17 protein-coding genes and 1 tRNA gene are annotated in these 23999 nt (G+C 70.9%); 13 read left to right on the plus strand and 5 right to left on the minus strand.

Going from position 1 to position 23999, the window contains the following annotated elements; genetic code table 11:
- Positions 1-37 precede the first annotated feature (37 nt).
- The 4 genes from pgfA to polA all read right to left on the minus strand — a co-directional run bounded on the left by pgfA (position 38) and on the right by polA (position 6129).
- A complete protein-coding gene (pgfA, locus tag H297_RS35215; protein WP_078513842.1) occupies positions 38-1156 on the minus strand; it encodes a cell envelope lipid trafficking protein PgfA in 1119 nt (372 codons plus the stop codon).
- 12 nt (positions 1157-1168) lie between these two features.
- The gene (locus H297_RS42635; protein ID WP_106959584.1) at positions 1169-1303 is read right to left on the minus strand and encodes an SPW_0924 family protein; all 135 of its coding nucleotides are present in this window, start codon (positions 1301-1303) and stop codon (positions 1169-1171) included.
- Positions 1304-1536: 233 nt separating this feature from the next.
- Positions 1537-3246, minus strand: coding sequence for a lytic transglycosylase domain-containing protein (locus tag H297_RS0108150; protein ID WP_051351656.1), 1710 nt, complete (start codon positions 3244-3246; stop codon positions 1537-1539).
- A gap of 216 nt (positions 3247-3462) precedes the next feature.
- Positions 3463-6129 (minus strand): DNA polymerase I, encoded by a 2667-nt coding sequence (gene polA / locus H297_RS0108155; RefSeq protein ID WP_486589471.1) that lies wholly within the window; start codon positions 6127-6129, stop codon positions 3463-3465.
- A gap of 159 nt (positions 6130-6288) precedes the next feature.
- On the opposite strand from polA, the gene H297_RS0108160 reads away from it, so the two are divergent.
- The 7 genes from H297_RS0108160 to H297_RS0108190 all read left to right on the plus strand — a co-directional run bounded on the left by H297_RS0108160 (position 6289) and on the right by H297_RS0108190 (position 15591).
- On the plus strand, positions 6289-8571 hold the full coding sequence (locus H297_RS0108160) for an FdhF/YdeP family oxidoreductase (protein ID WP_027736638.1): 2283 nt from the start codon (positions 6289-6291) through the stop codon (positions 8569-8571).
- An 83-nt stretch (positions 8572-8654) separates the two neighbouring features.
- Positions 8655-9113, plus strand: coding sequence for a hotdog fold thioesterase (locus H297_RS0108165; RefSeq protein ID WP_027736639.1), 459 nt, complete (start codon positions 8655-8657; stop codon positions 9111-9113).
- A 573-nt stretch (positions 9114-9686) separates the two neighbouring features.
- Complete coding sequence (locus tag H297_RS0108170) at positions 9687-10928, plus strand: branched-chain amino acid ABC transporter substrate-binding protein (protein ID WP_027736640.1); 1242 nt, start codon at positions 9687-9689, stop codon at positions 10926-10928.
- A gap of 95 nt (positions 10929-11023) precedes the next feature.
- A complete protein-coding gene (locus H297_RS0108175; RefSeq protein WP_027736641.1) occupies positions 11024-11953 on the plus strand; it encodes a branched-chain amino acid ABC transporter permease in 930 nt (309 codons plus the stop codon).
- Between the two features lie 5 nt (positions 11954-11958).
- Positions 11959-13836 carry a branched-chain amino acid ABC transporter permease gene (locus H297_RS35220; RefSeq protein WP_078513843.1) on the plus strand — a complete coding sequence of 626 codons (1878 nt, stop codon included), beginning with the start codon at positions 11959-11961 and terminating at the stop codon, positions 13834-13836.
- Between the two features lie 7 nt (positions 13837-13843).
- Positions 13844-14878, plus strand: a complete 1035-nt coding sequence (locus tag H297_RS35225; protein ID WP_078513844.1) for an ABC transporter ATP-binding protein — start codon at positions 13844-13846, stop codon at positions 14876-14878.
- The gene (locus H297_RS0108190) at positions 14875-15591 is read left to right on the plus strand and encodes an ABC transporter ATP-binding protein (RefSeq protein ID WP_027736642.1); all 717 of its coding nucleotides are present in this window, start codon (positions 14875-14877) and stop codon (positions 15589-15591) included. Before H297_RS35225 ends, H297_RS0108190 begins: the two co-directional genes overlap by 4 nt.
- Positions 15592-15688: 97 nt before the next feature.
- Here the strand turns inward: H297_RS0108190 and H297_RS0108195 are convergent, their stop codons facing one another.
- Complete coding sequence (locus H297_RS0108195) at positions 15689-16393, minus strand: response regulator (RefSeq protein ID WP_027736643.1); 705 nt, start codon at positions 16391-16393, stop codon at positions 15689-15691.
- A 96-nt stretch (positions 16394-16489) separates the two neighbouring features.
- Between H297_RS0108195 and H297_RS0108200 the strand changes: the two genes are divergently transcribed.
- From H297_RS0108200 to H297_RS35235, 6 genes are all read left to right on the plus strand, one after another.
- Positions 16490-16564: transfer RNA gene (locus tag H297_RS0108200), tRNA-Leu, on the plus strand.
- Positions 16565-16674: 110 nt separating this feature from the next.
- On the plus strand, positions 16675-17445 hold the full coding sequence (locus H297_RS0108205; protein WP_027736644.1) for a helix-turn-helix domain-containing protein: 771 nt from the start codon (positions 16675-16677) through the stop codon (positions 17443-17445).
- A gap of 84 nt (positions 17446-17529) precedes the next feature.
- Positions 17530-20064 (plus strand): aminopeptidase N, encoded by a 2535-nt coding sequence (pepN, locus tag H297_RS0108210; protein WP_027736645.1) that lies wholly within the window; start codon positions 17530-17532, stop codon positions 20062-20064.
- Positions 20065-20236: 172 nt separating this feature from the next.
- Positions 20237-21775 carry an aminotransferase class V-fold PLP-dependent enzyme gene (locus H297_RS35230; protein ID WP_078513845.1) on the plus strand — a complete coding sequence of 513 codons (1539 nt, stop codon included), beginning with the start codon at positions 20237-20239 and terminating at the stop codon, positions 21773-21775.
- A 35-nt stretch (positions 21776-21810) separates the two neighbouring features.
- Positions 21811-23208, plus strand: a complete 1398-nt coding sequence (locus H297_RS0108220) for a SidA/IucD/PvdA family monooxygenase (protein ID WP_027736646.1) — start codon at positions 21811-21813, stop codon at positions 23206-23208.
- Complete coding sequence (locus H297_RS35235) at positions 23205-23984, plus strand: SIMPL domain-containing protein (RefSeq protein WP_078513846.1); 780 nt, start codon at positions 23205-23207, stop codon at positions 23982-23984. Before H297_RS0108220 ends, H297_RS35235 begins: the two co-directional genes overlap by 4 nt.
- Positions 23985-23999 lie beyond the last annotated feature (15 nt).

Raw genomic sequence — 23999 nt, forward strand, 5'->3', positions numbered from 1 at the left:
CGGCGTGCGTGCAGGGCAACACGTGCCTGCCTGCGATCTACGAGCGCAGCCGGTGCGTCCTGGGCGGCCCGGTGTCCTGACCGGCGGGCCCCGTGCCGAGTTGGCGCGAACCGGTCTCCGCAGCGTCCGGTCCCGTTCCCTGACCGTCCGGGCCGGGGCCCGGCGCGCGCGGTCCTGCGCTCCCCGCCTCCGGTGGCGGCCCCTCCGCGGGCGCGGAACCGCGGCCCCGCGCACGGGCCTCCAGGGCGAGGGAGAGCGCCAGGAGCAGGGCACCCAGGGTCAGGAAGCCCCAAGGCAGATAGGAGGTGAGGGCGAGTACGAGCCGACGCTGGGAGGTGACCAGGTCGACCGTGTCCGCCTGGAAGTCGGGCCGCATCTTCACGTGCCCGGCGAAGGCGGTCAGGGGCTTCTTGCCGGGCTGGTCCTTCCAGCGCATCTCCTCCTTGTGGATCTCCTGCCCGTCGACGGGGGCACCGGTGACGGGGTCGACCCAGAACATCCGCTTGGTGGTGTACCAGCGCTCCAGCCCGATCTGTTCGACGGTCTGCGGAGTGGCGCCCAGCGGCAGCTTCTTGGGGACCTTCACCTGCGTCCAGGGGATGGTCTGCTCGAAGTAGTAGGTCTCCAGGCCGTGGACGGTGCGGGTGCCCCTGTAGTGGATGGGCGCGGAGGTGCGGGTCTGGAAGTCGAAGTACTCGTAGTCGCGCTTCTCGGTCAGGAACGGCCACTTGTACTCGATGCCTTCGCGGCGTACCGGATCGTGGTCGACGTGCTCGCCCTCGGCGTGGACCGGCTCCTGCGAGTGGGCGTCGAAGACGTAGCGCTCCGGGATGCGGGAGACCATCTTGCCCTTGTCGTCGGCCACATAGCTGAGCGTGTCCCATACGACGACATCGCGGCCGGTGCGGTCCTCGGCCTTCCGGGCGGCTGCCACGTTGCCCTTGAGGGTCTGCACGATGCTGACCTCGGGGACCTTCTTCGACCGCATGGTGGCGTAGTCGAGGAGAGTGGCGTTCTTCGCCTCCAGGACCATGGTCTGGTACTGGCTGGGCGGGATCTTCGCCAGGCGGGGGAAGGCGTACCAGCGGATGAGCGGGGAGAGCGCGGCGAAGAACACCGCGAACGCCACAAGGACCAGGCTCGCTCGACGGCGCATGCGCTCCTCCGGTCAGGGGTGTTCGGGGACGGTGGTGTGCAGGGGCTCTTTCGAGGTCTCGCCGGGCGGTGCGCCGACCGCTGTGATGGCGAGGACGAGCGCGAGGGCGGCCACCAGTCCGATCCCGGCAGCGAGGAGAGCGCGCATTCCACCTCCCGGTGGGGTGGCCGGCGACGAGGAAGCTGACGACTCGTCAGGTATGGGCTCGCACGGTAGCAACGGCCGCCCGGGATGGGAACAGCGCTGCAAGCGCTGCGCCGTTCCGGGCGCCACACCCCTCCCCGTACGCGGACCGCACGCCGCACGCACCGCACACGGATCCCCGCAGACATGACGCGCGCCCCGGTGCGGGGCACCGGGGCGCGCGGGAGGTGCGGGGGTCAGCCTGTGATCGTGAGCTGCACCGTCACCGTGGCACCGCCCTGGGCGGTCAGGGTGAGGGTGTAGTCGCCCGGCTTGTCGTCGGCGAAGAGGCCCTCGACCTTGACGAGACCGTTCTCGTCCGTCGTGAACTGCACCGGAGTGCGCACCGGGTTGCCCTTGTCATCCTTGAAGTACGGCCCCTTGGCCGTGTCCTTCAGCGTCGCCGTCACCGCCGTGTTCGCGACCGGCTTGCCCTTGCGGGTGGCCTTGGCCTCGACCGGGACCGTGAAGGCAGCGTTCTTGGCGGCGCTCAGCGCGACGTCACTGGTGCGGGCCAGCTCGTCGGCCTGCGGTGCGGTCACCGTGGCGTGGAAGTCGACGGTGCCCAGGTCCTTGCCCGGAACCGACGCGTGCACCGTGAAGGCACCGGCCTTGTCACCGGCGGCCAGGTCGGGGGCCGTCGCGAAACCCTTCGCGTCGGTGGTGACGGTCGCCTTCTTGGCGCCGCCGTCGAAGGCCGCACCGGTGTCGCCGTCGACGGCGAAGTCGACCTCGACGCCCTCGACGCCCTTGCCCTTGGAGGTCTCCACCTTGACGCGGGGATGCGCGGCAAAGGTCTCACCGGCGACCGCGGAGAACTCCTTGGCGCCGTCCGCGACGACGGCGTGCGGGGCCGTCGGCTCCGGGGCCGGGGTCTCGTGGCCGTCCCCACCGCCGGGCTTGTCGCCGCCGTGGCCGCCCTCGTTGCCGCCGCCGGGATGGCTGCCTCCGCCGCCCTTGCCGGGCGTGGGCGAGCCGCCCTTGCCCGGTCCGGAGGAGTGCGAGCCGCCCTTCTTCGAGCCGCTGCCGGACTCGCCGAGGCCGGGTGCCGTCGGCACGAGCGGAGCGTCGCTGTCCGGCACCGAGTGGGTGCCCTTGCGGTAGTACTCGTACCAGGCCAGGACGGTACGCAGGTACGCGTCGGAGTTGTTGTAGCTGAGGATCGCCCGGTCCAGGTCGGCCTTGGCCGACAGGTCGCGGCCGTCCGCGCACAGGTACTGCCCGGCGGCGAGCGCCGCGTCGTACACGTTGTTGGGGTCCTTGCGCCCGTCACCGTTGCCGTCGGCGCCCCACCGGTTCCAGGTGGAGGGGATGAACTGCAGCGGGCCGACCGCACGGTCGTAGCGGGTGTCGCCGTCCCAGCGGCCGCCGTCGGTGTCCTTGATGTGGGCGAAACCCGCCCCGTTGAGCACCGGTCCGAGGATGGGCCGCAGCGTCGTGCCCTCCTTGTCGACGGCGCCGCCGCGGGCCTGGCCCGACTCGACCTTGCCGATACCGGCGAGGAGTTCCCAGCGCAGACCGCAACCGGGCGTGCGGGACGCGAGCGACTTGGCGGCCTTCTTGTACGCCGCCAGCACCGAGGCGGGTATGCCCGACTCGTCCCCGGAGCCGCCGGGAGCCGCCTGGCCCGGCGGGTTGGGGGATTGCAGCGGCGGCAGCTCCGTCGCGTAGTTGTCGTCACCCGGCGTGCGGTCGCCCGCGGCGTCCGAGCGGCCCTTGCCGTCGTCGCCGCCGAGCCCCACGCCGGGAGCCTGGGACGCGGTCAGCGCCGCCATGACGACGGCGGCGATCGCGGTGCCGCCCAGCCCTCTGCGGTATCGGCTGCTGCTCAGTCCGGAGCGGCGTCGGTGTCCCGACCTCCGCACGGCCTCCCGCTGCGCAGCGTGCCTGCCCCGGTATCGCGCCATAAAGCCGTCCCCGTCCTCTCCCCTACGGATCCCCTACGGACGCAATCACCCACAATCACGGCGACCTTACGGCACAGTAGCCGACAAGTCAGCGGCCAACGGCCAACTCCGGGGCCCCCGCCCCGCTTTCACCGTCGGCACACCGCCGCTTTCCCCGCGGTTTGCCCCGATGTCTCCTCACATCCGGACGGCGCCGGGTGGACTTGCGGGCACGCCTCAGTGCGCCGCCGACTCCCAGTCCTGCCCGACGCCGACGGACACGTCCAACGGGGCCCGCAGCGACACCGCGGAGGACATCTCGGAGCGCACCAGCTTCTCCACCTGCTCCCGCTCCCCGGCTGCGATCTCCAGCACGATCTCGTCATGCACCTGGAGCAGCATCCGGGAGCGCAGGTCCGCCGCGCGCAGGGCCGCATCGACCTTGAGCATGGCGACCTTGACGATGTCGGCCGCCGTGCCCTGGATCGGGGCGTTGAGCGCCATCCGCTCCGCCATCTCGCGGCGCTGCCGGTGGTCGCTGGTCAAATCGGGCAGATAGCGGCGGCGGCCCATGATCGTGTGCGTGTAGCCGGTGGCGCGGGCCTCCTCGACGGTGCGGCGCAGGTAGTCCCGCACCCCGCCGAAGCGCTCGAAGTAGGTGTCCATCAGGCCCCGCGCCTCCTCCGGGGTGATGCCCAGCTGCTGCGAGAGGCCGAACGCGGAGAGCCCGTAGGCCAGACCGTAGGACATCGCCTTGATCTTGCGCCGCATCTCCGGATCGACGGCGGACTTCTCGACGCCGAAGACCTGCGCGGCGACCGTGTCGTGCAGGTCCTCACCGGAGGTGAACGCCTCGATCAGACCCTCGTCCTCGGACAGATGGGCCATCACGCGCAGTTCGATCTGGCTGTAGTCGGCCGTCATCAGCGACTCGAATCCCTCACCCACGCGGAAGCCGCGGCGGATGGCGCGGCCCTCGTCGGTGCGCACCGGGATGTTCTGCAGGTTCGGGTCCGTGGAGGAGAGCCGGCCGGTGGCGGCCACCGTCTGGTTGAAGGTGGTGTGGATGCGGCCGTCGGGGGCGATGGTCTTGATCAGCCCCTCCACCGTGGTGCGCAGCTTCTGCTGCTCGCGGTAGCGCAGCATGACCACGGGCAGTTCGTGCTCGGTCTGGGCCGCCAGCCAGGCCAGCGCGTCCGCGTCCGTGGTGTAGCCCGTCTTGGTCTTCTTCGTCTTGGGCAGCCCCAGTTCACCGAAGAGGACCTCCTGGAGCTGCTTGGGCGAGCCCAGGTTGAACTCGTGGCCCACCGAGGCGTGCGCCTCGCCGACCGCCTGCTGCACCGCGTCCGCGAACTGCTGCTCCAGTCCCTGCAGCCACGCGCGGTCCGCGGCGATGCCCGCCCGCTCCATCCGGGCCAGCACCTCGGAGGTCGGCAGCTCCAGCTCGCGAAGCATCTCGGCGGCGCCCACCTGGTCCAGCCTGACCTCGAAGGCCACGCCCAGGTCCAGCACCGTGCGGGCCTTGACCATCAGGGCCTCGGCCTCGGCCTGCTCGTCCACCCCGAGCGCGAGCTGGCCGTCGGACTCGGCCGTGGGCCCCAGCTCGCGGCCCAGATACTCCACCGAGAGGGCGTCCAGGGCGAAGGAGCGGCGGCCCGGCTTGTCGAGGTAGGCGGCCAGCGCGGTGTCCGTCCACACCCCGGCCACGGACCAGCCGTGCTCCGCGAAGACCCGCATCAGCGCCTTGGCGTCGTGCATCACCTTCTGGCTGCCCGCGTCGGCCAGCCAGGCGGCGAACGCCTGCTCGTCGCCCTCGGTCAACTGCGCGGGGTCGAACCAGACGGCGGGCCCGGAGCCGGTGGCCAGCGCGATCTCGCTCACACTGCCGCTGCCCTGCTTCCACACGTCGACGGTGGAGACACCGAGCGTGACCGCGCCGTGCTGTTCCAGCCAGGGCGCGAGGGTGCCGGCCTGCACCACGGTGCCGTCCACCTCGATGCCGTCCGCGGAGACGGGCTCCTCCTCCTGCGCGGCCGCGCCCGGGTCGGCGGCGAAGAGGCGGTCGCGGAAGTTCTGGTGGCGGAACTCCAGCGTGTCCAGGATGACGGCCAGCCCGTCCCGGTCGTAGGGGGTGCGGGTCAGGTCCGCGGGGCCGTCCGGCAGGGGGACGTCGCGGACCAGCTCGGTCAGCCGGCGGTTGAGCAGCACGGACTCCAGGTGGGAGCGGAGGTTGTCGCCCGCCTTGCCCTTGACCTCGTCCGCCCGCTCGGCCAGCTCGGCGAGGGAGCCGAACTGGGTGATCCACTTGGTGGCCGTCTTCTCGCCGACGCCGGGGATGCCCGGCAGGTTGTCGGAGGGGTCGCCGCGCAGCGCCGCGAAGTCCGGGTACTGCTGCGGGGAGAGGCCGTACTTCTCGGCCACCTTCTCGGGGGTGTAGCGGGTCAGCTCGGAGACGCCCTTGGTGGGGTAGAGCACCGTGACGTTGTCGCTGACGAGCTGGAAGGTGTCGCGGTCCCCGGTGACGATGGAGACGGTGAAGCCCTCGGCCTCGGCCTGGGTGGCGAGCGTGGCGATCACGTCGTCCGCCTCGTAGCCGTCGACGGCGTAGCGGCGGACCTGCATGGCGTCGAGCAGCTCGCCGATCAGCTCGACCTGGCCCTTGAACTCGTCGGGACTCTTGGAGCGGTTCGCCTTGTACTCGGAGAACTCCGCCGAGCGCCAGGTCTTGCGGGAGACGTCGAAGGCGACGGCGAAGTGGGTGGGCTCCTCATCACGCAACGTGTTCGCCAGCATCGAGGTGAAGCCGTAGATCGCGTTGGTGGGCTGGCCCGTGGTCGTGTTGAAGTTCTCCGCGGGCAGCGCGTAGAACGCGCGGTAGGCCAGGGAGTGCCCGTCCATGAGCATCAGGCGGGGCCGTGCCTCGCCGCTGCGCTCGGGGGTTGCCTTCGGTGCCGTCTTCGATGCCGTCTTAGCCACGGGACCGATCCTCGCATGCGGCAGTGACAATCGCGGGCACGCCGGTGTGTGGCTGCCGGCCCGGGGACGGTGGCACCATCAGGTGTCATGACGCGTAAGGCTCCCAGTGAAGATCCGGTTCAGGACGCGCCCCAGGTAGGGGCTCCCTCGCACGCCGCAGCCGGGGTGCCGGCCGTAGCGCACTCGCTGCGGATGGCGCAGCAGCAGATGGGGGTGCGGCGGACGGCGCTGACGCTGTTGCGTGTCAACCAGAAGAACGGGTTCGACTGTCCTGGCTGTGCGTGGCCGGAAGGTGACAAGCGGCACACGGCGGAGTTCTGCGAGAACGGCGCCAAGGCCGTGGCGGAGGAGGCGACCACCCGCCGGGTCACCCGGGAGTTCTTCGCCGCGCACCCGGTCGCCGACCTGGCCGGGCGCTCCGGATACTGGCTGGGGCAGCAGGGCCGGCTGACCGAGCCGATGCTGCTGCCCGAGGGCGGTGAGCGGTACGAGCCGGTCAGTTGGACCCGGGCCTTCGAGCTGATCGCCGAGGAGCTGACGGGCCTGGCCTCCCCCGACGAGGCCGTCTTCTACACCTCGGGGCGCACCAGCAACGAGGCCGCGTTCCTGTACCAGCTCTTCGCCCGCGAGTTCGGTACCAACAACCTGCCGGACTGCTCCAACATGTGCCACGAGTCGTCCGGCTCGGCGCTGACCGAGACCCTCGGCGTCGGCAAGGGCAGCGTGCTCCTGGAGGACCTGTACCAGGCGGACCTGATCATCGTGGCCGGGCAGAATCCGGGCACCAACCATCCGCGGATGCTCTCCGCGCTGGAGAAGGCCAAGGAGGGCGGCGCGAAGATCCTCACGGTCAATCCGCTGCCCGAGGCCGGCCTGGAGCGGTTCAAGAACCCGCAGACCCCCAAGGGGCTGGCCGCGGGCGGCACCCCGCTGACCGACCTGTTCCTCCAGGTCCGCCTCGGCGGCGACCAGGCACTCTTCCGGGCGCTGAACCGCCTGATCCTGGAGCGGGAGGGCGCCGTCGACCAGGAGTTCGTCGACACCTACACGCACGGCTTCGAGGAGTTCGCCGAGGCCGCCCGCGCCACCGACTGGGAGGAGACCCTGGCGGCGACCGGGCTGGAGCGGGCCGAGATCGAGCGGGCGCTGGAGATGGTGCTCGCCTCGCGTCGCACCGTGGTGTGCTGGGCGATGGGGCTCACCCAGCACAAGCACGCGGTGCCCACCATCCGCGAGGTGGTCAACTTCCTGCTGCTGCGCGGCAACATCGGGCGCCCCGGCGCGGGTGTCTGCCCGGTGCGCGGCCACAGCAACGTGCAGGGCGACCGCACCATGGGCATCTTCGAGCGGCCCGCGCCCGAGTTCCTGGACGCTCTGGAGAAGGAGTTCGGGTTCGCACCGCCCCGCGAGCACGGGTACGACGTGGTACGGGCCATCCGCGCGCTGCGCGACGGTCAGGCGAAGGTGTTCTTCGCGATGGGCGGCAACTTCGTGTCGGCCTCGCCCGACACCGAGGTGACCGAGGCGGCGATGCGGCGGGCACGGCTGACGGTGCACGTCTCCACGAAACTCAACAGGTCGCACTGTGTGACCGGCGCGCGGGCGCTGATCCTGCCCACCCTGGGCCGCACCGAGCGGGACACCCAGCGAAGCGGTGACCAGTTCGTCACCGTCGAGGACTCCATGGGCATGGTGCACGCCTCGCGCGGCAGGCTGGCGCCCGCGAGCGAGAACCTGCTGTCCGAGCCGGCGATCGTCGCGCGGCTGGCCCGGGCGGTGCTGGGCGAGGGCTCCACCACCCCGTGGGAGGAATTCGAGGGCGACTACGCGCTCGTCCGCGACCGGATCGGCCGCGTGGTGCCCGGCTTCGAGGACTTCAACGCAAAGGTGGCCCGCCCCGGCGGGTTCGCGCTGCCGCACGCCCCGCGCGACGAGCGGCGGTTCCCCACGGACACCGGCAAGGCCAACTTCACCGCGGCCCCCGTCACCTTCCCCCGGGTGCCCGAAGGGCGGCTGCTGCTCCAGACGCTGCGCTCCCACGACCAGTACAACACCACCGTCTACGGGCTCGACGACCGCTACCGGGGCATCAAGAACGGCCGCCGGGTCGTGCTCGTCCGCCCCGAGGACGCCGCGGCGTGCGGGCTCGCCGACGGGGCGTACGCCGACCTGACCAGCGAGTGGGACGACGGGCGGGAGCGGGTGGCGCGCGGCTTCCGTGTCGTCCACTACCCGACGGCACCCGGCTGCGCGGCCGCCTACTACCCGGAGACCAACGTGCTGGTGCCGCTCGACGCCACGGCGGACACCAGCAACACCCCGGCCAGCAAGTCGATCGTGATCAGGCTCACTCCCGCCGCGGCCGACTGAGCGCCGCACGGGCATAAGCTCGATGCCGTCCGGCCGTCGCCCGGCCGGACGGCACAGCGACGCGTGATCGGAGCGGCGAGGCAATGGGTGAGCGGACCACCACCGAGTTCCCCCAGGAAGTCCTGGACCAGTGGCAGGCCTCGGGGCTCGACCTGCAGGCGCTGTTCTCCGCCGGGGCACTGGGCGAGCGGATGGGCCTGCGCATCCTGGAGGCCTGCCCCGAGCGGGTCGTCGGCACCCTCCCCGTCGAGGGCAACACCCAGCCGTACGGGCTGCTGCACGGCGGCGCCTCCGCGGTGCTCGCGGAGACGCTGGGGTCGGTCGGCGCGATGCTGCACGGCGGCCCCGGCAAGGCGGCCGTGGGAGTCGACCTGAACTGCACGCACCACCGCGGCCCGCGCTCCGGCGTGGTGACCGGCGTGGCCACCCCGGTGCACCGGGGGCGGACGATGACCAGCTACGAGGTCGTCGTCACCGACGAGGAGGGGCGCCGGGTGTGCACCGCGCGCCTGACCTGCCTGCTGCGCGACGCCCAGGCGTGACGGCCTGCCGCTCGTCGGCGCCGTCGGTCCCGCGCGCCGGGGCGTGACGGTGCCGGTGCGGCAGGGGCGGACGGTACGGGTGGTGGGTGCCGCCCGGACTCCCTCCTGTCACATCCTTCCCACCGGTGCGCGGCCCCGCGTCCTGGCCGTCACGTTGTGTAACGCGCACGTGTCGCACGTTCTCAGCCCCTCCCCGGACGCCGCTTCGCGCGGGTGCCCGCCCGCGCCCTCCGTACGGTATGCGGACCCGGCTGCGGGCCATGATCGGTGACCTTGCGACCCAACTGCGGCTTCGGGCGGCGCAACGTGTCCGTCATGTCGCCGTCACACAGGGCTGGTTGACGGAAGATCATGTACCGCCCTGCCGGTTCCATGACGGTGATAACAAGAAAGTCACATCCTCGACGGCACCTCTGCCCGTCTTCACGACATCGCCTTAGAGTCACCGCCAGTCACCGCGCCGCCGGGCGTGCATGACACAGCACCGATCTGTACTTCCCGTACGGCCCGGCGCGCACACGGCCGCTCACGCACTCATGCCGCGAGGGCCGCGCCTCGGGGAAAGGACTGATCGTGCGTCACCGTTCCTTGCTCATACTCACCACCACCGTCACAGTGGGAGCTCTGACCCTCTCCGCGTGCGGCTCGCGCGACGACAAGAGCGGCGGCGGCAGTGGGGACAAGACCACCGTCGTCATCGGCCTCGACGCCCCGCTGACCGGCGATCTGTCCGCACTGGGGCAGGGCATCAAGAACTCCAGCGACCTGGCCGTCAAGACGGCCAACAAGAACAACGAGGCCGACGGCGTCACCTTCAAGATCCAGGCGCTGGACGACCAGGGTCAGGCCGGCACCGGCCAGCAGAACGCCACCAAGTTCGTCGGGGACGACACCGTCGCCGGCGCCGTCGGGCCCCTCAACTCGCACGTCGGCCAGTCCATGCAGAAGATCTTCGGCAACGCGCACATGGTGCAGGTCTCCCCCGCCAACACCGCCCCCGAGCTCACCCAGGGCGCCAACTGGCAGAAGGGGCAGAAGAAGCGGCTCTTCGACACCTACTTCCGCACCTGTGCCACCGACGCCGTGCAGGGCCCGTACGCCGCCCAATACCTGTTCGACAAGCGCAAGTTCACCAAGGCGTACATCATCGACGACAAGAAGACCTACGGGGCCGGTCTGGCGGGCACCTTCACCGACGAGTTCAAGAAGCTCGGCGGCAAGGTCGTGGGCACCGACCACATCAACCCCGACGACCGCGACTTCTCCGCCGTCGCCACCAAGGTCGCCAAGTCCAAGGCCGACTTCGTCTACTACGGCGGCGAGTACCCGGCCGGCGCCCCGCTGAGCGCCCAGATCAGCAAGGCCGGCTCCAAGGCGCTGGTGGTGGGCGGCGACGCCCTCTACAGCGAGGAGTACATCAAGCTCGGCAAGAAGAACGTCGAAGGCGACCTGGCCACCTCCGTCGGCGCACCGCTGGAGAGCCTCGACACGGCCAAGACGTTCATGAAGAACTACAAGAAGGCCGGCTACAAGCTGCCCTACGAGGCCTACGGCGGCTACGCCTACGACAGCACCAGGGCCGTCATCCTGGCCGTCAAGGCCGTGGTGAAGAAGAACGACGGCAAGCTGCCCGACAGCATGGACGAGACCCGCAAGCAGGTCACCGAAGCCATGCAGGACGTCACCTTCGACGGCGTCACCGGCCAGGTCTCCTTCGACAAGTACGGCGACACCACCAACAAGCAGCTCTCCGTCTACGAGGTCAAGAGCGGCAAGCACAAGCCCGTGCGGACCGGCACCTTCAAGCAGAGCTGACCGCCCCGCCCCGCCCTTCGACGAACCGCAGCCGCGCGGGGGCGTCTCCCACGGCGCCCCCGCGCGGCCGTATCTGACACACCCAAGGAGCCCCGGTGCACGATCTGCCGGATCAGTTGGCGAACGGACTCGCACTCGGCGCGTTGTACGGCCTCATCGCGATCGGGTACACGATGGTCTACGGCATCGTCCAGCTCATCAACTTCGCCCACGGCGAGATATTCATGATCGGCGGCTTCGGCGCGCTGACCGCCTACCTGTGGCTGCCCGACGGAACGGGCCTCGCCGTCGCCCTTCCCCTGATGATCCTGCTCGGCGTCGTGTGCGCCGTGCTCGTCGCTGTCGGAGCCGAACGCTTCGCCTACCGGCCGCTGCGCGGCGGCCCGCGACTCGCCCCGCTGATCACCGCGATCGGCCTCTCCCTCGCCCTCCAGCAAGCCGTCTGGGCCTTCTACCCGAACGCCAAGAAGGCCCGCCCCTTCCCGCAGATCGGCGGCGGCGACATCGACCTGGGCGTCGTCACCCTCTCCCGCGAGGACCTGTTCATCTTCGTCTCCGCACCCGTGTGCATGCTCGTTCTCGGGCTGTTCGTCGCCAAGACCCGCACCGGACGCGCCATGCAGGCCACCTCGCAGGACCCGGACACCGCCAAACTCATGGGCATCAACACCGACCGCATCATCGTCATGGCCTTCGCCATCGGCGCCGCGTTCGCCGCCGTCGCCGCCATCGCCCAGGGCTTCAAGACCGGCGAGGTCAACTTCCGGATGGGCTTCATCGCCGGCCTCAAGGCCTTCACCGCCGCCGTCCTCGGCGGCATCGGCAACATATACGGCGCCATGGTCGGCGGCCTCGTCCTCGGCGTCGCCGAAGCCCTGGCCACCGCCTACATCGGCGACATCCCCGGACTCGAACAGTTCGGCGGCGGCTCCTGGAAGGACGTGTGGGCGTTCGTCCTGCTCATCCTCGTCCTCCTCCTACGACCCCAGGGCATCCTCGGCGAGCGCCTCGCGGATCGGGCGTGATACCCATGACCACACACCACACCCACACCAGCACCGAAGCGGCCACCACCACCCCGCCTCCCCTCGCAGCCGGCCCGCCCCTCCCCCTCGGCGCCGACCCGCGCACCAGCCGCAGGAACGGCCGGATCCTCGTCGGCGGAGGAGCGGTCCTCAGCTTCGTGGCCACCATGCTCCCCTGGACCTGGACCGCCGAATTCCCCGGCGACCTCACCTTCACCCTCTACCCCGCCGGGCTCCAGCTCCTCACCCTCGTCACCGCCGTACTGACCGCCGCCCTCCTCCTCGCCTCCGCCGGCACCCGCGGACTGCGCTGGCTGACACCCGGCGGCAAACACAGCGCCGTCCTGCTGATGAGCCTCGCCGGCCTCGGCGTCACCTGGTACACCGCAGCGGCCATCGCCGTCGAACTCGGCGGCCTCGTCAACCTCGAACCCGGCATGTGGCTCGGCGTCGCCGCCACCCTCCTCTCCCTCGTCGGCGCCCTCGCCCTCCCCGCCGACCTGCCCCCCGAACCCGACCCCGGCGCCCGCGGGACCGGACCCCGAGGGCGCCTCCGGCACGCCCTCGAAGCCCCCGCCCCCGGGCGGCCCGCCCCCCTGCCCGACTGGGCCGAACTCCTTGTCATCTGCCTCTCGTGCGCCGTGGGGCTCTACGTCTTCGCCTACGGCATCGAGGCCGACGGCGGCCCCCCGTTCATCGGCTTCCTGATCGTCGCCGCCTTCGCCTTCCCCGCCCTCCACCGGGCCGGGCTCCTCCGGCGGCTGACCGCGCTGACCGCCCGGCACCGCGGCGTCACCCTCGCCGCCACCTTCGTCGCCGCGCTGCTCTTCCCCCTCACCCAGAGCAACGAGGCCTACACCAACATCGCCGTCAGCGTGCTGATCTTCGCCACCGTCGCGCTCGGCCTCAACATGGTCGTCGGCCTCGCCGGCATCCTCGACCTCGGATACGTCGCCTTCCTCGGCGTCGGCGCCTACACCGCCGCCCTCGTCTCCGGAGCCGAGACCTCCTCCCTCGGCCTCCACGTACCCTTCTGGGCCGCCGTCCTCATCGGCGCCGCCGTCGCCCTCGTCTTCGGCCTCGTCATCGGCTTCCCCTCGCTCCGCCTGCACGGCGACTACCTCGCCATCGTCACCCTCGGCTTCGGAGAGATCTTCCGCATCTCCGTACAGAACCTCGACGGCGACTCCGGCCCCAACGTCACCAACGGTCCCAACGGCATCCCCAACATCCCCGACCTGGAACTCTTCGGCTTCAATCTCGGCGAACCCCACACCGTGCTCGGCTTCGAACTCGGCCGCTTCGCCAACTACTACCTGCTGATGCTGCTGTTCACCGCCCTCGTCGTCACCGTCTTCCGACGCTCCGACAACTCCCGCATCGGCCGTGCCTGGATCGCCATCCGCGAGGACGAGACCGCAGCCCGCGCCATGGGGGTCAACGCCTTCCGGCTCAAACTCCTGGCCTTCGCCCTCGGCGCCACCCTCGCCGGCATGGCCGGCACCGTCCTCGCCCACGTCGAGTTCTCCGTCAACCCCGAGTCCTACAAATTCGTCCACACCGCGCCACCCAACTCCGCCTTCCTGCTCATCGCCGTCATCCTCGGCGGCATGGGCACCGTCAGCGGACCCCTCATCGGCGCCGCCCTCCTCTACCTCATCCCGGCCAAGCTCCAGTTCATGGCCGACTACCAGCTCCTCCTCTTCGGCATCGCCCTCGTCCTGCTGATGCGCTTCCGGCCCGAAGGCCTCATCGCCGACCGCCGCAAGCAACTGGAATTCCGCGAAACCGGACAACTCGACATCCCCGACGGCCCCGAAGCCCCCGGCATCCCCGCACAGACCAGCCCCGGCCTCCCCGGCACCGGCAAGACGGAGGCGTGAGGACCCCATGACGACACCCACCACCGCACCGGCCGACAACCCCGCGCCCCACGACATGGGCGGCACCGTCCTCGACGCCTCCGGCGTCACCATGCGCTTCGGCGGACTGACCGCCGTACGCGGCGTGGACCTCACCGTCCGCGCCGGGCAGATCGTCGGCCTCATCGGCCCCAACGGCGCCGGCAAGACCACCTTCTTCAACTGCCTCACCGGCCTCTACATCCCCACCGAGGGAACCGTCAGCTACAAGGGCGCCGTCCTGCCCCACCGCTCCCACCTCGTCACCCAGGCAGGCATCGCCCGGACCTTCCAGAACATCCGCCTCTTCGCCAACATGACCGTCCTGGAGAACGTCCTCGTCGGACGCCACACCCGCACCCACGAAGGGCTCTTCTCCGCCCTCCTGCGCGGGCCCCGCTTCCGGCGCGCGGAACGCCACTCCGAGGACCGCGCCATGGAACTGCTCGCCTTCACCGGCCTCGCCGACAAACGCGACCACCTCGCCCGCAACCTCCCCTACGGCGAACAGCGCAAGCTGGAGATCGCCCGCGCCCTGGCCAGCGAACCCGGCCTGCTGCTCCTGGACGAGCCCACCGCCGGCATGACCGCCGGCGAAACCACCGCCACCCGCGAACTCGTCCTCGCCATCCGCGAACAGGGCACCGCCGTCCTCGTAATCGAGCACGACATGCGCTTCATCTTCAACCTCTGCGACCGGGTCGCCGTCCTCGTCCAGGGCGAGAAACTCGTCGAGGGCACCCCCGACGTCGTCCAGAACGACGAACGCGTCATCGCCGCCTACCTCGGCACCCCCTTCGAAGGCGAACCCGGCGAAGCGGAGGCAGCCGAGGTCCGGGCAGCGGAGGAAGCGGAAGGCCATACGGCCGAGGCAGCGGCGGGCGCCGTGGCCACGGCGGAGGCAGCACCCGCCGGCCGCCCGGCACAGGCAGACCAGTCGGCACAGACGGACCAGTCGACGCAGGCGGACCAGTCGGCGCAGGCGGTCCAGCCCGGCGACGCCCCGGAAGGGAAGGCGGACTGATGGCCCTGCTCGAAGTCGAGGACCTGCGCGTCGCCTACGGAAAGATCGAGGCCGTCAAAGGCATCTCCTTCTCCGTCGAAGCCGGCGAGGTCGTCACCCTCATCGGCACCAACGGCGCCGGCAAGACCACCACCCTGCGCACCCTCTCCGGACTCCTCAAACCCCTCGCAGGCAAGATCACCTTCGACGGACAGATGCTCGACGGAGTCGGCGCCCACAAGATCGTCTCCATGGGACTCGCCCACTCCCCCGAAGGCCGACGCATCTTCCCCCGCCTCGGCATCGAGGAGAACCTCCAGCTCGGCGCCTTCCTCCGCAAGGACACCGACGGCATCACCCGCGACATCAACAGCGTCTACGAACGCTTCCCCATCCTCGGAGAACGCCGCCGCCAAGCCGCCGGCACCCTCTCAGGCGGCGAACAACAGATGCTCGCCATGGGCCGCGCCCTGATGTCCCGCCCCAAGCTGCTCATGCTCGACGAGCCCTCCATGGGACTCTCACCGATCATGATGCAGAAGATCATGTCCACCATCGGCGAGCTGAAGGCCGCCGGCACCACCATCCTGCTCGTCGAACAGAACGCCCAGGCCGCGCTCTCCCTCGCCGACCAGGGCCACGTCATGGAGATCGGCACCATCACCCTCTCCGGCACCGGGGAGCAGCTGTTGCACGACGAATCCGTACGCAAGGCGTACCTCGGCGAGGACTGAGAGCCGGCGAGAGGGACGAGCGGGAGGGGCCGCCCACGCGTGGGCGGCCCCTCCCGCTCGTCCCTCTCGTCTCCCCTTCGTCACGGCTCCCGCCGCGCTACTGCCCCTGCTGCTTGCGGCGCTCCTCGCCGTCCTCGATGACCGCCTCGGCCACCTGCTGCATCGACAGCCTGCGGTCCATCGACGTCTTCTGGATCCAGCGGAACGCGGCCGGCTCCGTCAAGCCGTACTGCGTCTGCAACACGCTCTTCGCCCGGTCCACCAGCTTGCGGGTCTCCAGCCGCTGGGCCAGGTCGGCGACCTCCTTCTCCAGCTCCCGCATCTCCGTGAACCGCGAGACGGCCATCTCGATGGCCGGAACCACGTCGCTCTTGCTGAACGGCTTCACCAGATACGCCATGGCGCCCGCGTCCCGGGCCCGCTCCACCAGCTCCCGCTGGGAGAACGCGGTCAGCATCAGCACCGGTGCGATGCTCTCCTCGGCGATCCTCTCGGCCGCGGAGATGCCGTCCAGCACCGGCATCTTCACATCCAGGATGCACAGGTCGGGCCGGTGCTCGCGGGCCAGCTCCACGGCCCGCGAGCCGTCGCCGGCCTCGCCGACGACGGTGTAGCCCTCCTCCTCCAGCATCTCCTTGAGATCCATCCGGATCAGGGCCTCGTCCTCCGCGATCACGACCCGCCGCGTCGCCGGAGGCACATGCGCGCTGCCGCTCGTCTCGGCAGCCGCCGCCGGCTCACCGGGCTGCTGCTGGTCGTCACGGGGGACACTCTCAGACTCGGGGACGTCCGCGGCGCTCACTGGGCTCCTCGTTTCCGCACAGGTGGGAGACACGAGCCTACCCAGGTCCTGTAAAGTGTGGGCACAGCGGGTAGGCGCCAGCCTTCGAATCCGCTGGCCCCGGTAGCCCAATTGGCAGCAGGCAATGGATTCAAAACCCATACAGTGTCGGTTCGAGTCCGACCCGGGGCACCTCACCTTCAATACGAAGGCGTCAAGCGGCAGCGCCTGACTTCACCCCATCGAGGTAGCGACGTCCTGTTTCCGCCCCGAACTCGAACGGGCGGACAGATCCTGCTCGCGTGTACGACCTCGAAACCAGGAAGCGTGCCCTCGCCCTCGTGGCCCAGGGGCGCAGCCTCAACTCCGTGAGCAGGCAGACCGGTGTCTCCCGGTGGTGCCTGCGTCACTGGCAGCAGCGGCTCCACCCGAAGCCCCGGTGCGCCACCGCCTGCGTGCGGTGCTCCTCCCCGCCCGGCCTGCCACCGGACCTCGCCGCCTACAGCTATCTGTTGGGGCTCTACCTCGGCGACGGCTGCATCAGTGAGCTCGCCCGCACCCACACGCTGCGCATCGCCTGCGCGGACGCGTGGCCGGGCCTGATCGACGCCTGTACGCACGCCATGCGCCGCGTACGCCCCGGGAACAACGTCTTCCGCGTGCAGCGCCAGGGCTGTGTCGATGTGACCGCCTGTTCCCGGCACTGGCCGTGTCTCTTCCCCCAGCACGGCCCCGGCAAGAAGCATGAGCGCCCCATCCTCCTGGCGGAGTGGCAACAGGAGATCGTCGACAGGTTCCCCTGGGAGCTGATACGCGGGCTCGTCCACTCCGACGGTTGCCGCATCACCAACTGGACCAGGCGCATGGTCGCCGGGCAGCCGAGGCGGTACGAGTATCCGCGCTACTTCTTTACGAACCTCTCCCCCGACATCCTGCGGCTCTACGTCCGGACGCTGGACGACCTCGGCGTCTCATGGACCAGCACCCCGCACGTCAAAGGCGGACGCACCGTCTCCGTCGCCCGTCGGGACTCCGTTGCGCTCATGGATGCGCACATCGGGCCGAAGTACTGAGCGCGGGTACGGCGCGGCGCGGGTACCGACGCAAGTGATGACGCCCTGGTGCCCACGGGGCGCGGCTGGGGCACTATGGCGCGCATGGTCGTGTTGACGCGTGCGGAAGCGGAGAGCAGGGCCCGGCTGCTCCGGGTCGAGCAGTACGGGGTGGAGCTGGATCTGACGCGGGGGGAGGAGGTGTTCGGGTCCACGACGGTGGTGCGGTTCGTCGTGCGGGAGGCGGGTGCGGCGGGGGCGGACACGTTCGTGGAGGTGCGGCCGCGGGAGCTGGTGGCGGCCGAGCTCGACGGGCGTGCGCTGGATCCGGCCGAGCTGCGTGCAGGGCGGCTGCCGTTGCGGGGGCTGGCAGCGGGGGAGCACGAGTTGCGTGTCGAGGCGCTGATGCCGTACTCGAAGCTGGGTGAGGGCATGCACCGGTTCACGGATCCGGAGGACGGCTGCTCCTACGTCTACACGATGTGCTGCATGGCGGATGCGCCGCTGGTGTTCGCCTGTTTCGACCAGCCGGATCTCAAGGCGCGGTTCGTGGTGTCGGTGACGGCGCCGGAGGGGTGGACGGTGCTGGGGAACGGGGTGGCGTCCCGTAGTGGTGAGGCCGGGCGCTGGGAGTGCGCGGCGACGCCGCCGATCAGTACGTATCTGATGGCGGTGGCGGCGGGGCCGTTCCATTCGGTGCGCACGGAGCATGCGGGGTTGCCGTTCGGTCTGCATGTACGCAGGTCGTTGGGGCCGCATCTGGAGGCGGACGCGGCGGAGCTGCTGGAGGTCACGCGGCGCTGTTTCGACCGGTATCACGAGATCTTCGACGAGCCGTATCCGTTCGACTCCTACGATCAGGCGTTCGTGCCGGAGTTCAATGCGGGGGCGATGGAGAATCCGGGGCTGGTGACGTTCCGGGACGAGTTCATCCACCGTTCGGCGGTGACGGAGACGGAGCGGCAGACGCGCGGGATGGTGATCGCGCACGAGATGGCGCACATGTGGTTCGGGGATCTGGTGACGCTGCGCTGGTGGGACGACATCTGGTTGAACGAGTCGTTCGCGGAGTACATGGGCTATCAGGTGCTGAGTGAGGCGACGCGGTTCACGGATACGTGGACGGATTTCGCGGTGGCGCGGAAGAGCTGGGGGTACGACGCGGACGAGCGGCCGTCGACGCATCCGGTGGCGCCGGATCCGGAGGGGGTGCCGGACACGGCGTCGGCGCGGAGCAATTTCGACGGGATCTCGTATGCGAAGGGAGCGTCGGCGCTGCGCCAGTTGGTGGTGTGGCTGGGTGAGAAGGCGTTCTTGGCGGGGATCAACGACCATTTCGCGCGGCATCGGTTCGGCAATGCGACGCTGTCGGATTTCCTGGATTCGTTGGCGCGTGCCTCCGAGCGGGATGTGCGGGGGTGGGCGGAGGCGTGGTTGCGGACGACGGGTGTGGACACGCTGGTGCCGCGGGTGGGTGAGTCGGAGGACCGGTGCTGGTATGTGGATGTGGAGCACCGTGGGTCGCGTCCGCACCGGTTGGCGGTGGGGTTGTACGACAGGGCTCCGGCGGATGCGTCGCAGGTGGTGTTGCGGGAGCGGTTGGAGCGGGACGTGCCGGCGGGTGGGGGCCGGTTGACGGTGACGTTGGAGGGGCCGCGTCCGGATCTGGTGCTGGTCAACGATCTGGACTGGTCGTATGCGAAGGTGCGGCTCGATCCGGTGTCGTGGGGCACGGTGCGTGCGGCTCTGTCGGGGGTGCCGGGGCAGTTGTCGCGTGCGGTGGTGTGGAACGCGGCGCGGGACATGGTGCGGGACGGGGAGTTGGGGCCGCTGGAGTATGTGCGTACGGTGCGGGCGCATCTGCCGGCGGAGACGGACGGTGCGGTGGTGCAGGGAGTGTTGGCGTTCGCGAGGGGGCAGGCGGCGGATCGTTTTCTGGTGGGTGAGGAGCGTGCGGAGGCGCTGGGGTTGTTGTCGGAGGTGTGTGCGGAGTTGCTGGCCGGGCGGGGTGCGGGTGGTGCGGAGCCGGCGGGGCTGCGGTTGACGGCGGCGCGGTGTTTCATCGACTGTGCGACGTCGCCGGAGGAGTTGTCGGCGTGGCGTGCGGCGGGTGAGGTGTCTGGTGGGGGTCCGCTGCTGGATGCGGAGCTGCGCTGGCGGTTGTTGCTGCGGCTTGCGGTGCTGGGTGGGGTGGAGGTCGCGGACATCGAGGAGGCGCGGGCGGCGGACGTGAGTGCGCGGGGTGCGGAGGCGGCGGCGCGGTGTCGGGCGGCGTTGCCGAGTGCGTCGGCGAAGGAGGCGGCCTGGGAGGCGATGTTCGGTCCTGCGGATGCGTTGTCGAACTATGTGTTCACGGCGACGGCGCAGGGTTTCTGGCAGGTGGAGCAGCGGGAGTTGCTGGCGGGGTTTCCGGAGCGGTATTTCGCGGAGGTGCCGGCGGTGGCGGCGCAGCGGGGTACGGCGTGGGCGGAGGCGGCGGGCCGGTACGCGTTTCCTTGGGCGTTCGTGGACGAGGAGACGTTGGCGCGGGGTGAGGAGTGTCTGACCGGGCGGGAGCCGGTTCCGGCGTTGCGTCGTCGGCTGGAGGATCAGTTGGATGATCTGCGGCGGGCGTTGGGGGTGCGTGCGGCTGTGGGGTGAGGGGCCGGTTCGGGCGGTGGGCGGGTGGGTGCCGGGGGTGCGGCTACCACCTTCGGGGGAAGTGGCAGCTCGATCGGGGGGTGCGGCGCTGCGCGGCACGTAGGTTAGGCCCGCCTAACCAAGTGTCGTCCGCCGGTGGGTTCGCCGGCCGCCGTGTACCGAGGAAGCCCGTATGTCTGTGTTCACCGTCGATGGCCTGCACGACGATGCCCCCGGTGGTGAGCCGGGCGGTGTCGGTGAGGGGGGTCTGCTGGCGGGGGGAGCCGCGGGTTCTGCGGCGCTCCGCCCTTTGGTGGAGGCGGTGCTGGCCGCGTTGGAGCGGGGTGCGGTGGAGCGGGGCGGCCCGTTGCCGCGGGGTGGTCCGCAGGAGGTGGCCGCGCGGGTGCGGGCGGCGGCGGGGGCGGTGCTGCCTGCTGAGGGCGGGGGTGCCGGTGCGGCGCGGGAGGCGTTGGACGTGCTGGTGGGGGTGGTGGCGGCGGGGGCGGCGGATCCGGCGGATCCGCTGTGTGCGGCGCATCTGCACTGTCCGCCGCTGGCGGTGGCGGTGGCGGCGGATGTGGCGGCCAGTGCGCTGAATCCGTCGATGGACTCGTGGGATCAGGCGCCGGCGGCTTCGGAGCTGGAGGCCTTGGTGTGCCGCGAGTTGGCGGGGCTGGTGTTTCCGGGTGCGGCCGGTGGCGGTGCCGGGGCGGCGGATGCGCTGGTGACCACCGGGGGTACGGAGGCGAACCAGGTGGGTCTGCTGCTGGCGCGGGAGGCGGCCAGGGCGGCCGGCGGGCAGGTGCGGGTGGTGTGCGGGGCGAACGCGCACCACAGTGTGCACCGTTCGGCGTGGCTGCTGGGGATGGTGCCGCCCCTGGTGGTGCCGACGCCGCGCGGGGTGCTGGAGCCCGCGGCGCTGGAGGTGGCGCTGCGGGGGCTGGAGGGGGAGTCGGCTGTGGTGGTGGCGACGGCGGGGACGACGGATACCGGGGCGCTCGATCCGACGGCGGAACTGGCTGCGGTGGCGCGGCGTCATGGTGCGCGGCTGCACGTGGATGCGGCGTACGGCGGGCCGCTGTTGTTCAGTGGCCGGTTGCGGGGGCGGCTGGCGGGTGTGGAGCAGGCGGACAGTGTGACGTTCGATCTGCACAAGCTGGGTTGGCAGCCGGTGGCGGCGGGGTTCCTGGCCGTTCCGCACGGGGCGGCGCTGCGCCCGCTGGAGCACTGCGCCGACTATCTGAACGCGGACGACGACACGGAGGCGGGGCTGCCGGATCTGCTGGGGCGTTCGCTGCGTACGACGCGGCGGCCGGACGTGCTGAAGGTGGCGGTGACGTGGCGGGCGTTGGGGCGTGCGGGGATGGCGCGTCTGGTGGAGCGGACGTGTGCGGCGGCGGAGGAGCTGGCGGACCGGGTGGTGGCGCGCGGGGGGCGGTTCGAGTTGTTCGCGCGGCCGTCGGTCTCCACGGTGGTCTTCCGCCCGGTCGGCGGGGACGACGCGTTGGTGGCGGGGGTGCGCAGGCGGTTGCTGGAGCGGGGCCAGGCGGTGCTGGGCCGTGCGTCGCTGGGCGGGCGGTTGTGGTGGAAGGTGACGCTGCTCAATCCGCTGGTGCGGCCGAGTGATCTTGAGGTGCTGTTGAAGCTGGTGGAGGAGGCCGTGCAGGAGGCCGTGGAGGAGCCCTCGGGGGACGCGTGTGCGGGCGCTGTGCGGAAGGGGGCGGGCGCGTGAGGAACGTCGAGGAGGCGGAGAGGGAGGCTGCGCGCATGCGGGTCGCGAACGCGGAGGAGCCGCTGGATGTGGCGGGGGTGGGCATCGGCCCGTTCAATCTGTCGTTGGCGGCGCTGGGGCAGGGGGTGCCGGGTCTGCGGGCGGCCTTCTTCGAGCAGCGGTCCTCCTTCCGCTGGCATCCGGGCCTGTTGATCGAGGGGGCGACGCTTCAGGTGCCGTTCCTGGCGGATCTGGTGACGTTGGCGGACCCGGCGAGCGAGTGGTCGTTCCTGCGGTTCCTGCGGGAGCGGGAGCGGTTGTTCCCGTTCTACTTCGCGGAGCGGTTCCACATCGAGCGGGCGGAGTACGACGCGTACTGCCGGTGGGTGAGCGAGGGCGTTCCCGGGCTGCACTTCGGGCATCAGGTGGATGCGGTGCGCTGGAACGCGGGGCGGGAGCTGTTCGAGGTCGACTTCACGCGGCTGGATGCGCGGGGTGAGGCGGAGGCGCTGGGCAGGTCGTACGCGCGCCACTTGGTGCTGGGTATCGGTACGGCGCCGTATGTGCCGGAGGTGTTGCGGCCGCTGGCCTCTTCCCCGTCGGTGCGGGTCTGTCATTCGGCCGACTACCTGGCGCACCGTCAGGAGTTGTCGGCAGCCGGGCATGTGACGGTGGTCGGTTCGGGGCAGTCGGGTGCGGAGGTCTTTCTGGATCTGCTGCGTCGGCGTCCGGCGGGCCGGGAGGGGCTGCACTGGCTGACGCGGAGTGCGGCGTTCGCGCCGATGGAGTACAGCAAGCTGGGGCTGGAGCACTTCACTCCGGACTACACCCGGTACTTCCACGGTCTTCCGGAGCGCGTCCGGGACGGGTTGTTGCCGCGCCAGTGGCAGTTGCACAAGGCGGTGGACGCGGAGACGCTGGCGGCGGTGCACGAGGAGCTGTATCACCGGGCGCTGTCCGCGGAGGGGGGCTGGCCGGACGCGGTGCTCACTCCGGGGGTGTCTGTCTGCGGGGCGGAGCGGCTGGATTCGGGGCGGTTGCGGCTGCTGCTGGACCATGCCGAGCAGGGAGCGCGGGCGGGTCTGACGACGGATGCGGTGGTGCTGGCGACGGGGTATGCGGAGCGCTCGTCGGAGGGGCTGCTGGCGGCCCTGGAGGGGTGTCTGCGGCGGGACGGGGCGGGGCGGCCGTTGGTGGACGAGGAGTTCCGGCTGGTGCTGGATCCGGCGGTGACCGGTTCGGTGTTCGTGCAGAACGCGGAGCGGCACACGCACGGGGTGGGCGCCCCGGATCTGGGGTTGGCCGCGCATCGCAGTGCGGTGATCCTCAACGCGGTGACGGGGCGGGAGTGCTATCCGCTGCCGCGGCGTACGGCATTCACGACGTTCGGACTGCACGGGGGCGGTTCGGGGGTTCCGGCGCCGGGGCGGCGGTCTGCCACAGTGAGCGTATGACTGAGATACCCGGTACTCCCCCGCTGCCCTCTCCGCCGCCTTCTCCTGCCCACGGTGCCGGGCAGGACCCCGGTTCCGACCCCGCTGCGGGGGCCCTCCCCTACGGCACGCCGGAGGCGCCGCGGGTGGCGGTGCGCGGGGAGGCGAGCTTGGAGTTCGACCCGGAGTACGCGCGGATCGATGTGACGGTCTCGGCGCGGGGCACGGACCGGCGGGCCGCGCTGGAGGACCTGACGCGGCGCAACTCGGCGGCTCTGGAGTTGATCAGGAGTTACGGCGAGGCGGTGGAGAAGCTGTCGACGGGCACGTTCAGTGTGCAGCCGGAGATGAGCGACAAGTCGCGCCGGGAGCGGGTGCACGCCTATACGGGGCGGGTGCGGCTGAACGCGACGGTCACCGACTTCACGGCGCTGGGGGAGCTGACCTCGCGCCTGGGTGATCTGGAGCTGACGCAGGTGCGGGGTCCCTGGTGGGGGCTGTGGCGGGAGTCGCCGGCGCATCGTGAGGCGCGGCAGCAGGCGGTGCGGGAGGCCGTGACGCGGGCCCGGGAGTACGCGGAGGCGTTGGGTGCCGGGCTGGTGGCGCTGGTGGAGCTGGCCGATCTGGGCGCGGAGAACGCGGCGCCGCCGCCGATGCCGGCCGCGCCGGGCGGTGTGATGCGCGGGTACGGGGGTCCGGCCGGGCCGCCGCCGGAGCTCGACCTGGAGCCGCAGCGGCAGACGGTGCACGCACAGGTGAACGCGCGTTTCGTGATGAGTGCGCCGCGTCTCGGTTGAGGAGACGGAGGGGGA

Source organism: Streptomyces sp. CNT360, from assembly GCF_000424785.1.

Excerpts from the sequence above, each read along its gene's own strand:
- H297_RS42635 (WP_106959584.1), bottom strand. The coding sequence starts at position 1,303 with ATGCGCGCTCTCCTCGCTGCCGGGATCGGACTGGTGGCCGCCCTCGCG.
- H297_RS35230 (WP_078513845.1), top strand. The coding sequence starts at position 20,237 with ATGTCTGTGTTCACCGTCGATGGCCTGCACGACGATGCCCCCGGTGGT.
- H297_RS35225 (WP_078513844.1), top strand. The coding sequence starts at position 13,844 with ATGACGACACCCACCACCGCACCGGCCGACAACCCCGCGCCCCACGAC.
- pgfA (WP_078513842.1), bottom strand. The coding sequence starts at position 1,156 with ATGCGCCGTCGAGCGAGCCTGGTCCTTGTGGCGTTCGCGGTGTTCTTC.
- H297_RS0108220 (WP_027736646.1), top strand. The coding sequence starts at position 21,811 with ATGCGGGTCGCGAACGCGGAGGAGCCGCTGGATGTGGCGGGGGTGGGC.
- H297_RS35235 (WP_078513846.1), top strand. The coding sequence starts at position 23,205 with ATGACTGAGATACCCGGTACTCCCCCGCTGCCCTCTCCGCCGCCTTCT.
- polA (WP_486589471.1), bottom strand. The coding sequence starts at position 6,129 with ATGCTCATGGACGGGCACTCCCTGGCCTACCGCGCGTTCTACGCGCTG.
- pepN (WP_027736645.1), top strand. The coding sequence starts at position 17,530 with ATGGTCGTGTTGACGCGTGCGGAAGCGGAGAGCAGGGCCCGGCTGCTC.
- H297_RS35220 (WP_078513843.1), top strand. The coding sequence starts at position 11,959 with ATGACCACACACCACACCCACACCAGCACCGAAGCGGCCACCACCACC.
- H297_RS0108160 (WP_027736638.1), top strand. The coding sequence starts at position 6,289 with ATGACGCGTAAGGCTCCCAGTGAAGATCCGGTTCAGGACGCGCCCCAG.
- H297_RS0108165 (WP_027736639.1), top strand. The coding sequence starts at position 8,655 with ATGGGTGAGCGGACCACCACCGAGTTCCCCCAGGAAGTCCTGGACCAG.
- H297_RS0108150 (WP_051351656.1), bottom strand. The coding sequence starts at position 3,246 with ATGGCGCGATACCGGGGCAGGCACGCTGCGCAGCGGGAGGCCGTGCGG.